Source organism: Oceanospirillum sanctuarii, from assembly GCF_002150805.1.
GTDB lineage: Bacteria > Pseudomonadota > Gammaproteobacteria > Pseudomonadales > Halomonadaceae > Oceanospirillum > Oceanospirillum sanctuarii.
Genome location: NZ_MTBA01000006.1, coordinates 37,100 through 50,263 on the forward strand (window position 1 = coordinate 37,100; position 13,164 = coordinate 50,263).

Sequence of the window (13,164 nt, forward strand, 5' to 3'; positions counted from 1 at the left end):
ATGGGGATCATTCTTTTTACCTTCGTATTTGCTCTTTTATTGGCTGCGATGCCTCTGCCGGATGCTTTTCTCTGGGTCCAGCCTGAATGGGCGACCATGGTTTTGATCTACTGGTGTATCGCTCTTCCTCACCGTATTGGTGTGTTAGCCGGTTTTTTCCTTGGCTTGTGCATGGACCTGCTTGATGGTTCTCTGCTGGGGCAGAATGCTCTGGCAATGTCCGTCATCGCCTATATTTCGCTGCTGCTTTTTCAGAGAATGCGAAACTATGGCGCTTTGCAGCAGGCCATGATGGTAGGGCTTTTGATCAGTATCAGCCTGCTTATTTTCCAGTGGGTTCAGAATCTGACCAGTGTGGCTGCGGATACCCTGGCGTTTTTGCTGCCCGCGATTACGAGTATGGTGCTTTGGCCATGGTTCTTTATCGGCATGCGTACGATAAGACGTCGCTTCCAGATTCATTAAGTGGCTTCGGTTTTACCGACAATAAGTCTGTAACTTCGATGCACTCAGCCTGCGCTATATTAGGCTGATTAAGATATTCAATTAAAAGAAAAGTCTAATAGATGCAAAATAACGATATCTCTTATGATCTTTGTCTGGCCTCTGCATCTCCGCGCCGGGAAGCCCTGCTGAAACAAATTGGTTTGGATTGTCTGAAGTATCCGGTTGACCTAGATGAAAGTGTTTTACCCGGTGAGTCAGCCCCTTCCTATGTGATGCGTTTGGCTGAACAGAAGGCCTTAGCAGGACAGAAGCGATCTGGAACAGATCTGCCTGTATTGGGCTCAGACACCTCGGTTGTCTTTAATGGGAAGATTTTAGGTAAACCCCGGGATCGTCGCCAGGCTGTTGATATGCTGATGCAGCTTTCCGGTAAGACTCATCAGGTGATGACAGGTGTTGCTGTTTGTCAGCACAACCGTGTCCGGTCAATTATCAGTGTGACTGATGTTTCTTTCAGAGCCCTGAGTGAAGCAGAGTGTCACGCCTATTGTGATACCGGAGAGCCGTTCGATAAAGCAGGTGGATATGGCATTCAGGGGTTAGCTGCTGTCTTTGTTCGCTCCGTTTCCGGTAGTTACAGCAATGTTGTCGGTTTGCCTCTGTTTGAAACGGCGGACCTTTTGAAACAATTTGGTATTCGAGTGCTCGAACCTTCATAGCCAGAATTTTTACTAAAGAGTCATCGGTTCGGGCCGGATTAGATTTATCGCAGGGGGAGAGGCGATGAGCGAAGAGATTTTGATCAATATTACACCGATGGAAACCCGTGTTGCCGTTGTGGAAAACGGTGTGCTTCAGGAAGTGTATATTGAGCGTACCCGCCGCCGTGGCATCGTCGGTAATATCTACAAGGGTAAGGTTGTGCGTGTTCTTCCGGGCATGCAGGCGGCATTTGTTGATATTGGACTTGAACGGGCGGCTTTTATCCATGCCGCCGATGTCGTTCCCGCGAATCGTCCGAATGGTGCAGAAGTTGAAAGCATTAGCTCGTTACTGCATGAAGGCCAGTCGCTGATTGTTCAGGTAACCAAAGAGCCTATCGGTACCAAAGGCGCTCGCCTGACCACACATCTATCGATCCCTTCTCGTTATCTGGTTTATATGCCTCATACGCCTCACACAGGTGTTTCTCAGCGTATTGAAGATGAAGTGGAGCGTGAGCGTCTGCGAAATATTGTAGAAAGTGTTGAGCCCGAGGGAGCTGATAAGCAAGGTGGATTTATTATCCGAACCGCAGCGGAAGGTTTTGGTGAGGAGGAGATTCTTGCTGATACTCACTTTCTTTATCGTCTCTGGGGAGCTGTTGAACGTCGCTGTAAGGGGGCAAAAAATAAGAGCATCATTTATGAAGATTTGCCGCTCTTTATGCGTACCATGCGGGACTTTGTCCGTCCGGAAATTGAAAAGATCCGTATCGACTCCCGTGAGAACTTCACCAAGCTGAAAGAGTTTGTTCAGGAGTTTGTTCCCAGCCTTGAGAATAAGGTGGAGTATTACCCGGGGGAGCGGCCGATTTTTGATCTTTACGGCGTTGAGGATGAGATCCAGAAGGCGCTGGGCCGTAAGGTTCAGCTGAAATCCGGCGGTTATCTGGTGATAGATCAGACCGAAGCCATGACTACAATCGATGTGAATACAGGTGCATTTGTTGGTCATCGGAATCTGGAAGAAACCATCTTCAAGACAAACCTTGAGGCAGCTACAGCAATTGTTCGTCAGCTTCGTCTGCGTAATCTGGGTGGTATTATCATTCTGGATTTCATTGATATGGAAGATCCGGAGCATCAGCGTCAGGTTCTGCGCCTGCTGGAGAAAAACCTGGAGCGCGATCACGCCAAAACCAAACTCACCGGCGTGACTGAGTTGGGTTTGGTCCAGATGACCCGTAAGCGTACTCGGGAAAGTCTTGAGCAGGTGATGTGTGAGCCGTGCCCGACTTGTGAAGCCCGAGGCACACTAAAGACACCGGAGACGGTGTGTTATGAAATTTTCCGTGAAATTCTGCGGGAAGAGCGGGCTTACGGTTCGGATACCTATCTGGTGCTTGCTGCTCAGCCGGTTGTTGATCGTCTGCTTGATGAGGAGTCGGCCAGTGTTGCTGATTTGGAACTCTTTATTAACAAAACCATTAAGTTTCAGGTGGAAACCCTCTATAGTCAGGAACAGTTCGATATTGTTCTGCTCTAATTTGTAACGCTATCCCTGTGGCTTTGTGCAGAGCTCTGTCCGAAGCTCGGGGGGATGTTTCAGGTTGATCTGCTTCAGAGTGACGTGCGTGTTTCTATTTTCTGCTTTAATTGATTGCCGGATACGGTTTTATTAATGTCTTTGCCCCGGCATATCTTTAACCACAGTATTATCTGGTTGGTTCTTCCTATCGTGGTTGTGCTGGCGATGTATGTCAGTATTGGCCGCTACTTCTTTCCATTACTCGAAAACTATCGTGATGATCTGGTGCTGTGGGCAAATGATCAGTTGGCGATCAATTTACAAATTGATCAGCTTGATGGTCAGTGGAATGATTTTGATCCATATATCCGTTTAGATCAGATCGAAGTTTATGCACCGCAAGTTGATCCATCAGATGATATTAAACCCGCTATTGAAGTTCGGAATTTCAGCCTTGAGCTGGATAGTTTCAGTTCTTTTCGCTACCAATTCCCGGTTATTCGTCAGGCTTCTATCCAGGGGGTAACATTGCGTCTGCAGCAGGACGCAGACTCTTCCTGGTATATGAATGGCTGGAATTCAGCTGTCTCAGAGGTAACCCCTGCAGATAAGGGAGAGGATACTCCGTCAATTTCTCGTAGAAGCCGGGATAAAATCCGCGAGGATGTGGCACCTATTACCCGTCTGCTGCAGTTTCTGTTAAGACAGCAACACCTCAAGATGGAACATGTCTGGCTGGAACTTAACGACCAGTACGGCCGTGAATATCGCGCTTATAGTCGACGTCTGGAAGTGTATGAAGTCGGTGGACGTCAGCGACTTCAGGGACAGTTGCAACTGGATCCAAGTTCACCACAGCAGATTGCATTTATTATGGAAGTCAGCGGTGATCCCTTTGATCAGTCATCTCTGAAAGTTGACCTTTATCTGCAGGCTGATTCGCAATCTTTAAGCTCTTGGCTGGAAAAAGTGGCTCATCTGATGCCTTTTGAGCTGCCTGAGCTAAGTGCTGGTATCGAGATCTGGAGCAGTTGGCAGGGTGGCAGGCTAAAAAGTTTAAAGGGTGACCTGAAAGATGCGTCTTTAAAACTGACCTTGCCGAATCAGCCAGAGGTTCGTGTCTCTGATCTTAATTCGACACTTTTCTGGCAACGTGGCACAGAGGGTTGGGAGTTAATCGCTGATCGTTTGCTATTCACTCTTCAGGAGCGGCCTTTTGAATTTGAGCAAATTACCGCGAAATCATCTGATCATGATTGGCAGGTACAGGTCTCTAATCTTGAACTAAAGCAGCTCAGTGAGACCTTGCTTGAATGGCCGGGGTTGCCTGAAAAAGCCCGCGACGCTCTGGTTCGTTTAAAACCCATTGGTCAACTTCATAATGTGACAGCCACAAAATCGGTCAAAGATGGCTTTCTTCTTAAGACAGAGCTGGAATCGGTCAGTGTTGATGCTTATTACGGTGCTCCAATACTGCGTAATGTTAGTGGCTATGTACAAAGTAATGCTGAAGCTGGCTTTATTCGCTTTCATTCCGACGAGTTCTTTATGGGGTATCCGGAACTCTATAGCGGGGGCTGGTGGTTCGATAAAGCATTGGGTGAAGTGCATTGGCAGATTGGCGAAGCTCTCAGAGTTTATGGGGTCGGTCTACAACTGAATCAGGGTGACACTGAAATTGCTGGTGAGTTTGATCTGCTTCAGCCTCCTGATAGTGATGACATCTTTTATCTTAATGTCGGTTTGACACAGGCTGAGGAAGCATTTGGTCTTCAGTTAGTACCTGATCTGATTGTACCGGAGAACCTTACCGAGTGGCTGGGTCAGAGCATTCAGCAGGCTAACGTCGAGCGGGGGGGCTTCGTCTATGACGGTACGCTAAATCTTGAGGCTGAATCCCCTGAGCGACAGATTGCGACGCTCTTATTGCTTGACGTAAAAGAAGGCGAGCTGAAGTTTCTACCGGACTGGCCTCAGGCAGAGGCACTGGATGCTCAGGTAAGACTGGATGGTACCGAGCTTGATGTCACCCTGAACTCCGGTAGCTATCTTGCTAATGGGCGATTAAAAGGTGAAGTTACACTTCGAGATGATGGTGTCGGCAGTGTTGTCGGTTTGAATTTGTTGGGCAATGTTTTCCCTGAGTGGGGATGGCAGATTTTCACCGAAACTCCGCTAAAGGGTCTTGTACCGGGCTCCCTTCACGACTGGCAACTTACCGGAAAGCCTTTGTCGGTTAAAACTGATTTGAGTTTTCCTGTTGATGGCAGGAAGGGGTATGGGCAGGTTTCCGTATTAACAAACGGTAATCAGCTTTTAATTCCAGAGCTATCAACGCCCCTTGCTAACATTCAGGGTAAGGTTATCTATGATGTCGATAAAGGTTTATCCGTGGAGCGAGGCAATGCTGAGTTCCTTGGCGGTAAAGCTGACTTTTCTATTCATACGGATATTACCCGTGGCGCTGTGATTGTGTCCGGTATTGGAAAGGCCAATATGTCCGACATTAATCGTTGGCAGCCGATGCCCTTTTCTTCGTGGTTAAGCGGATTGCTCAGCTATGAGTTTAGTGTCGATCTTGATCGGATAAGCCGGTTGCAGCTTCGTTCTGATCTGAATGGGGTTGGGGTCAGTCTACCTGAACCTATTGGCAAGACGCTTGATTCACAGAAGAACCTGATGCTGGAAATGAGCTTTGCACCCGAGGCGAATCGTTTTTCAGTAGCCTACGATGATTCAGGTTCTGAGGGACAAATTCTGAGTCATGGTATCTGGGGTGGTAGTGAGTCAGGTTATGGCGTTGGCGTTTGGTATGGTGATGCAACGAAGGATGCCAAACCATTGTTAACCTCAAGTAATAGGACTGATCTTTATATTCGACGCGATCAGTTTGAAGCTGCGCCTTGGCTCGATTTTGCTGCGAAGGAAGTTGCTCGGCAATCTCTGGCAAACTCAGTTTCAATCTCTGGAAAAACCGCTGACTCAGACTCAAAAAAGGAAGACCAGGGTTTAAGACTTCACTTGTTCACGCATCTGCTTAAATACAATAGTGTAGGTATTAAAGATCTGACCGTAGATGCTGAAGTTAGCAACAGCTCTGTAGAAGCTCAGTTCGTTAGCCAACAGTTCGAAGGAAAAATTTCTTTGAAACCGGAGCTGGCTAAGCTTGATATGAAGCGGGTCTTCCTCGATTCATCAGATACCGCCGATGCATCGAAGAGCATGAGCAAAGCAGACAAGAAAGAGCTATATGAAAAGATTTTTATGTCTCCCTTGTTAAACTTTGACCTCACTGTTGACGAGTTTGTCCTGTATGGTGTTTCCGGGAAAAAATTGGATGCCAGCTATCGGTTTGATAGAGCATCTCGACGGATGAGCTTGAGAAATTTATCGCAGGGCAGCGTTCATTTTTCAGGTGCTTTGGATTGGTTGGTTCCGGGGCAGTATGAAAATACACAAGCTCAAACTTCGCTAATATTAAATGTGAAGGGCGGAAACCTGAAAGATGTACAGGATGCTTTTGGTGTTCCGGCTGCGGTAACCAGTTCAAAATCAGACTCCTTTTTAAGGTTGAACTGGCAAGGGTTACCCCATGATGTCGCTTCAGAGACCTTGAATGGCCAAGTCAGTGTCAGTCTCGAAAAAGGGGCGTTTGAACAGGTGCAATCGGTGCCAGCATTAAAACTGTTGTCCCTGTTTAATTTCGAATCTTTAGTTCGTCGCCTTCAGCTTGATTTTTCCGACCTTTCCGGTAAAGGCTTATCCTACGACAAAGTAACCGGTCTGGTTGTGATTAAAGAAGGCATAGGCACAATTGAGCAGCCTATCAAGGTTGAAGGAACGGCAACTAAGTTTGAGATGACAGGGCAACTGGACTTCGTCGATGAACAATTTGACCAGGAAATGGTTGTAACTCTTCCTGTTGGAGAAACTTTGCCACTGGCTGCGATCTTGGCTGGTGCACCTCAGATAGGCGGTACGATATATATCGTCCAGAAGGTGTTTGGTAATCTGTTTGATAAGTTTACACAGGCGACGTATACCATTAAGGGTGATTGGGATAAACCTCAAATTGAGCTGAAGCGGGTGTTCTGATCCGCTCTGAGAGAGAAGATATGATTGAACAGGTATCCCGGGAGTTATTGTTGCCCGGTCAGGTAGATATCAACCAGCTGGATCATTTTCTGGCTGAAGCGATGGGACCGGGTATCGACTTTGCTGATCTCTACTTTCAGCAATCGATGAGTGAAAGTTGGGTCCTGGAAGAGGGCATTGTGAAGGATGCCGGTTACAGTGCTGATCGCGGAGTTGGTGTTCGCTCGGTTTCCGGTGAAAAAACAGGATTTTCTTATAGCGGTGACATCAGCGGTCTGGCGATTTCTCAGGCGGCAGAAGCCGCTAGAAGCATCGTGCGCCAAGGTAAGTCCGGTAAAGTAGAAGCACTTCGAAAAGTGGACTTTAAGCCGCTTTATGTACCGGATAATCCGATTCTGGCGCTCAGTTCCGAAGAGAAATTGGCAATTCTTCAGCAGGCGGACACCATTGCGCGGGAAACGGATTCTCGGGTTAAAGAAGTAACGGCTTCGCTTTCTGCTAATTTTGAGCAGGTTCTTGTCGTTGCCAGTGATGGCACACTGGCAGCGGATATCCGCCCGTTGGTTCGGGTAAATGTCAGCGTCATTGTTGAACAGAATGGCCGTAAGGAACGTGGTGCTGCAGGTGCTGGTGGGCGCTACAGCCTAAAGACCCTGATGGATAAATCATTGGCGGAATCTGCAGCAAAAGAAGCAGTCCGTCAGGCTTTGGTTAACCTTGAAGCGGTTGATGCACCTGCCGGTAATATGCCGGTTGTTCTGGGTTCAGGCTGGCCGGGAGTACTTCTTCATGAAGCCGTAGGTCATGGTCTTGAAGGTGACTTTAACCGCAAGGGCTCTTCTGCTTTCTCAGGACGGATTGGTGAACAGGTCGCATCTTCGCTGTGTACTATTGTTGATGATGGCACGATAGCGGATCGTCGGGGTTCTCTGTCGGTTGATGATGAAGGTACACCAACACAAAACACCACCCTGATCGAGAATGGACGTCTTGTCGGTTATATGCAGGATAAGATGAATGCTCGGTTGATGAATCAGTCCGTGACAGGTAACGGCCGTCGGGAATCATTTGCCCACCTGCCGATGCCGCGTATGACAAACACCTACATGCTACCGGGTGAACATAATCCGGAAGAGCTGATCGCCAGTGTGAAGAAAGGCATTTATGCGGTTAATTTTGGCGGCGGTCAGGTTGATATTACGTCCGGTAAGTTTGTTTTTTCTGCCAGTGAGGCTTACCTGATCGAAGACGGTAAGGTAACTGCCCCGATTAAGGGGGCAACGCTTATTGGCAATGGACCCGAAACTATGCAAAAAGTCTCTATGGTCGGTAATGATCTGAGATTGGATGATGGTGTAGGTGTTTGCGGTAAAGACGGTCAGAGCGTACCTGTGGGCGTCGGGCAGCCATCTCTGAAGATTGATGAGCTGACTGTTGGTGGTACGGGTCAGTGATTCAAAGCGCTGGGGCTTGCTTTAAAGTAGCTTCAAGCTCTGAAACCAGGAGTTCAGCAGGCCACTTTTGGCCTGCTGATTCTTCATCTGAGAGAAGGGATTTTATAGTCCGTAAATATCCCGCAGGCTGCGGAAAATCTTACGGGCAGCAGCAGGTGGCTTGCCGTTCTTCAGTTCTTTCTGAGCGGTTCGGATCAGCTGGCGCATCATCTGACGGTCCGTCTCCGGTTTCTCCGCGATCAGAGCATTCAGCGCATCATCACCTTCCGCAATCAGGCGATCACGCCAATGCTCCAGCATGTGGAACTGGCGGTTGTAAGCCTCACTTGTGGTATCGAACAGAGCGATCTTTTCTGCAATCGCTTCAGTATCTTCACGGCGCATTATCTTGCCGACATACTGAAGGTGACGGCGTTGCGCTTCATGAGAGCGAATACGACGGGACTCGTCGATGGCTGACAGCATTTCGTCGGACAGCGGCAGTTGTTTTATCTGCTCTGCATTCAGAGACAGAATCTTCGCTCCCATCTCCTGCAGTGCCTTCATCTCGCGTTTTATCTGGGTTTTACTGGGGCCTTCTTCGTACTCTTCGTAGCCTTCTTGAATATCGTCAGTCATCTTCTTCACTTGTGCAGTTGTTACTTGCGACAAGTTTAACACAGAACCACTTGAAGACAGGCGCGGGTTAGGCATGTACGGCAGGCTAATTACAAATCTGAATTTTATGTTTAATGAATTACAGGAGTATCTGCAATGAATCAGGTGCCATCCTCACAATCCAATGATGCACTCAGTGAGCAGATGCAGGCTTGGAAAGAACAACTGCCTCGTTGTGCTGATCAGGTGCTGGGGCTTGCTAAACAAAAAAGCGCAACCAGTGCGGAGCTTTCTATTGGTGCTAGTAGAGGTTTATCTGTTAATGCCCGTATGGGGGAAGTGGAGACGGTTGAGTTTAATCAGGATCAAAGCCTTTCCCTGACCGTTTATAAAGGCCAGAGAAAGGGGCATGTATCCGTTACTGATCTGACCGATAAAGCTCTGGAACAAGCAGTTGAGATGGCTCTGGCATTTGCCGAACATACCGCAGAAGACCCTTTTGCAGGATTGGCATCTGCCGAGTTGATGGCAAAATCCTGGCAGGATCCTGAGCTTTATTATCCGAAGCCTTTTGATGTTGAGCAGCTGGTTGATTTGTCCCTAGCCTGTGAAAGTGTAGGCAGAGAAGATAGTCGCATCACAAACTCTGATGGCGCAGGCTTTCATGCGAGTGAGCGAACCACTTTGTACGCCAACAGCCATGGTTTTCAGGGACAGCTTTGGGGCACTAACTACTCTGCAAGCTGTGTATTGATTGCCGGTGAAGGTGATCAGATGCAGCGGGACTATTGGTACGACAGTCAGCGTCAGTGGGACCTGTTAAGTTCTCCTGAAGCGATAGGACAGAAGGCTGCGGAACGTACTCTAATGCGAATGAATCCGCAAAAGATTTCTACCCGTAAAGTACCTGTGCTCTTTGCGGCAGAAATCGCTTCCGGGTTGCTCGGGCACCTGATGGGAGCCATTAGTGGTGGTAGTCTCTACCGTAACGCTTCTTTTCTGAAAGACCGACTGGGTAAGCAGCTTTTCCCTGAATTTGTTTCTGTTTTTGAAAACCCACATCTGAAAGCAGGTGTTGCCAGTGCGCCTTTTGATCAGGAAGGTGTTGCGACACGGGATAATATCTTTGTGGCAGATGGTGTTCTCCAGCAGTACATGCTGGGCTCATATTCTGCTCGTAAGCTTGGACTTGAAACCACAGCTAATGCTGGTGGTGCTCGTAACCTCAGGGTTTCGTCCACCGGAGAGAGCTATGAACAGATGCTTCAGACGTTGGGAACCGGTTTACTGGTGACTGAACTTATGGGGCAAGGGGTTAATATGGTAACGGGCGACTATTCCCGTGGCGCAGCAGGTTATTGGGTTGAGAATGGCGTGATCCAGTATCCTGTTCACGAAATTACCATTGCCGGAAACCTGCAGGATATGTTCAAGAATATTCTGGCGATTGGCTCTGATGTGGATACCCGCGGTAATACACAAACAGGGTCGATTCTGATCGAAGAGATGTCTATTGCTGGAGCTTAACCCTTAACTTAACCTGGCGGATGCCGATGGGATTATTGCTGTCAGATGGGCCAGAACACCCTTGAGCAGGCTCGGTAAAATAAAAGGCCGGATAGATATCTATCCGGCCTTTTATGTTTAAAGATGATGGATTTCTATGCAGTCAGGAAGGCATGGGGCTCAAAGATAGAAAGCGGTTGCCAGTCCGAGAAAGGCCATAAAACCGATGACATCTGTTACTGTCGTCAGCAGTACGCTACCGGCTAGCGCGGGATCAATCTTCATCCATTTCAGAGCCAGAGGTAATGCTGCCCCGGCAAGTACTGCGACCAGAAGGTTGATAATAATCGCTGAGCCGATAATAAAGCCCAGTATCAGGTCGTCAAACCAGAGAATAGCCACTCCTGCGACGACCAGGGCCCAGATGGTGCCGTTAATCAGGCCGACGATAAACTCTCTGTTTAACAGCCAGGGGGTGTTACTGGAGGAGATATGACCAAGGGCCATACCGCGAATCACAACGGTGAGTGTCTGACTACCGGCAATCCCGCCCATACTGGCTACGATAGGCATCAGTACTGCTAACGCGACCACTTTCTCGATGGTAGCGTCAAACAATCCGATAACTGCTGATGCCAGAAAAGCAGTTAGCAGGTTAATACCCAGCCACACAGCCCGACGTTTTGCCGTGATCAGTACTGGCGAGAAGGTATCTTCATCTTCATCCAGACCGGCCATACTCATCAGAGAGTGGTCCGCATCTTCCCGGATAACGTCAACCACGTCATCAATGGTGATACGACCCAGCAGGGTACCTTCATCATCAACAACGGGGGCAGAAATAAGGTCGAACTTCTCAAACAGGTTGGCAACGTCGCTGTCCGGCATATCTGCAGGAATAACAATGGTGTCTGTATCCATGACCTCACGAACAGTGATTGAAGGATCGGATACCAGAAGGCGGATAATCGGCAGGGTGCCAATAAAATGATCACCCCGGCTGACGACGAGAACCGAGTCAGTTGAGTCTGGCAGAGACTCGTGACGGCGCAGATAACGCATCACAACGTCGAGGCTGATGTCCGGACGTACCGTAATGGTGTCCGTATTCATCAGGCCACCGGCGGTGTCCTCCGGATAGGAAAGTACGGCTTCAACGCGATGCCGGTCCTGAGCATCCATAGAGACCAGAACTTCCTGAATCAGAGTATCCGGTAGTTGCTGCAGGAGGTCGGCAATGTCATCGGTATCCAGACCTTCAGTTGCGGTCAGGAACTCTTCCGGATTCATCCGCTTCAGGTAGATCGCCTGAATATCATCGACCAGGTGCTGAAGCACTTCACCCTGAAACTCAGGTTCAATCAGGTTCCAGAGTACGTCCCGCTCTTTTGGCGGAGAGGATTCCAGTAGGTGAGCAACATCCTGAGCCGGTAAACCACGGTTAAGCATCCTGCGCACTTGCGCAAAAGAGCCTGAATCCATCGCGTTGGTCAGGCGTTCAAGCATTGGAGGAATATCCTGATTTTCGCTGGCCATAGGTTACCGTGCTGCTAAAGGTTTCGTGAGGGTGCGTCTTGCTGAGCCTGTATTTCGTGGTCTAATGCTTTGATATTAACCAGATTTTATCAGGATGACCAAACAGGTGACATCGTTCGTTAGACGGAGCGTTAGGTTTCGTCGCCAAACCCCTGATCAAAAAGGTCTGAAATGGCTTTTGTAATCACATCTTTCTGGGAGCTCTCGGCATCGATCTCAACTCGAAATACTGTACCCTGAGGAGAGCTCATCATCATCAGAGCCATCATATTACGGCAATCTGCAGACCGGCCGGACTCATCGTGATGTATCACAATTTGAGCATCGGCGAACTCTGACACCAGCTGCAGAAGTTTAGACGCAGGGCGTAGATGAAAGCCTTTGTTATTACTTACCGTCACTGTGAACTCTGCCATAACCGGTGTTTGCCTTAATCTTTGTTCGCCAGGCTCAGGTCTCTATGTCGAACCAGAGTTTGTGGATGTTGATGCTTGAATTTGGTCGCCATTTGTTCGGCAACAAATACCGAGCGATGTTGACCGCCGGTACAGCCAATACCTACTGTAATATAGCTGCGACTGCTGGCAATAATACTGGGTAGCCATTTATCCAGGAAACTTGCTATATCTGAAATCATAGCCCGCACGCTGAAGTCCTGTTCCAGGAAGTCGATTACGGGTTGATCCTGACCCGTGTAGCCCCTGAGGTGTGCTTCCCAGTATGGATTTGGCAAACAACGGACATCAAAAACGAAGTCACAGTCCTTAGGAATACCGCGCTTAAAGCCAAAAGATTGAAACTGAATCGCAACATTTTTTTTGGCAGAGGAGCTTTCCAGTTGTTGAGTGATAATCTCCCTCAGGTCGTAGATGCTGAGGTTACTGGTATCGACTCTCAGATCTGACTGCTCAGCAATCTGCTCCAGAAGGTTTGCTTCCTGCACCAAGGCTTCAGCTAAAGAAACTTTTTCGGAAGACAATGGGTGTTTACGTCTGGTTGCGTTAAAGCGGTCAATCAGGGTGCCATCATCGGAATCGAGATAAATGATTTGGGCATCGTACCCGTCCGCTTTCAGCTTTTCAAAATGAGGCTGAATACCCTGGGGATCAGTGACAATATTTCTGGCATCGATACTCACGGCAACCAGACTATTTGAACCGGGAAGGTTGGCGGGAAGCTGGCTGAGGAGACCAATCGGAAGGTTGTCGATAGCGAAGTAGCCCAGGTCTTCAAGGACATGAAGGGCGATACTTTTACCGGAACCGGATCTGCCACTAATAATAACCAGCTTCATTTTTCA

Annotated in this window: 10 protein-coding genes; 6 read left to right on the plus strand and 4 right to left on the minus strand. The window is 48.5% G+C overall.

Features of this window, described 5'->3' with window-relative positions:
• The 5 genes from mreD (at position 1) to tldD (ending at position 8,225) form a co-directional block, all read left to right on the plus strand.
• Positions 1-465, plus strand: a complete 465-nt coding sequence (gene mreD, locus BV405_RS12675; protein WP_245832319.1) for a rod shape-determining protein MreD — start codon at positions 1-3, stop codon at positions 463-465.
• A gap of 101 nt (positions 466-566) precedes the next feature.
• Positions 567-1,166: a Maf family protein gene (locus BV405_RS12680; protein ID WP_086481266.1), complete on the plus strand. Its 600-nt coding sequence runs from the start codon at positions 567-569 to the stop codon at positions 1,164-1,166.
• Positions 1,167-1,230: 64 nt separating this feature from the next.
• Positions 1,231-2,694, plus strand: a complete 1,464-nt coding sequence (rng, locus tag BV405_RS12685; protein ID WP_086481267.1) for a ribonuclease G — start codon at positions 1,231-1,233, stop codon at positions 2,692-2,694.
• 135 nt (positions 2,695-2,829) lie between these two features.
• Positions 2,830-6,771 (plus strand): YhdP family protein, encoded by a 3,942-nt coding sequence (locus tag BV405_RS12690; protein ID WP_086481268.1) that lies wholly within the window; start codon positions 2,830-2,832, stop codon positions 6,769-6,771.
• A gap of 20 nt (positions 6,772-6,791) precedes the next feature.
• Positions 6,792-8,225 carry a metalloprotease TldD gene (gene tldD / locus BV405_RS12695; RefSeq protein WP_086481269.1) on the plus strand — a complete coding sequence of 478 codons (1,434 nt, stop codon included), beginning with the start codon at positions 6,792-6,794 and terminating at the stop codon, positions 8,223-8,225.
• Between the two features lie 102 nt (positions 8,226-8,327).
• On the opposite strand, the gene yjgA is transcribed toward tldD, so the two are convergent.
• On the minus strand, positions 8,328-8,843 hold the full coding sequence (gene yjgA, locus BV405_RS12700) for a ribosome biogenesis factor YjgA (protein WP_086481270.1): 516 nt from the start codon (positions 8,841-8,843) through the stop codon (positions 8,328-8,330).
• A gap of 135 nt (positions 8,844-8,978) precedes the next feature.
• Between yjgA and pmbA the strand changes: the two genes are divergently transcribed.
• Positions 8,979-10,349, plus strand: coding sequence for a metalloprotease PmbA (gene pmbA / locus BV405_RS12705; RefSeq protein ID WP_086481271.1), 1,371 nt, complete (start codon positions 8,979-8,981; stop codon positions 10,347-10,349).
• Between the two features lie 159 nt (positions 10,350-10,508).
• On the opposite strand, the gene mgtE is transcribed toward pmbA, so the two are convergent.
• The 3 genes from mgtE to rapZ all read right to left on the minus strand — a co-directional run bounded on the left by mgtE (position 10,509) and on the right by rapZ (position 13,158).
• Positions 10,509-11,864, minus strand: coding sequence for a magnesium transporter (gene mgtE, locus BV405_RS12710; protein WP_086481272.1), 1,356 nt, complete (start codon positions 11,862-11,864; stop codon positions 10,509-10,511).
• A gap of 131 nt (positions 11,865-11,995) precedes the next feature.
• Complete coding sequence (locus BV405_RS12715; RefSeq protein WP_086481273.1) at positions 11,996-12,280, minus strand: HPr family phosphocarrier protein; 285 nt, start codon at positions 12,278-12,280, stop codon at positions 11,996-11,998.
• A gap of 14 nt (positions 12,281-12,294) precedes the next feature.
• Complete coding sequence (gene rapZ / locus BV405_RS12720; RefSeq protein WP_086481274.1) at positions 12,295-13,158, minus strand: RNase adapter RapZ; 864 nt, start codon at positions 13,156-13,158, stop codon at positions 12,295-12,297.
• Positions 13,159-13,164 lie beyond the last annotated feature (6 nt).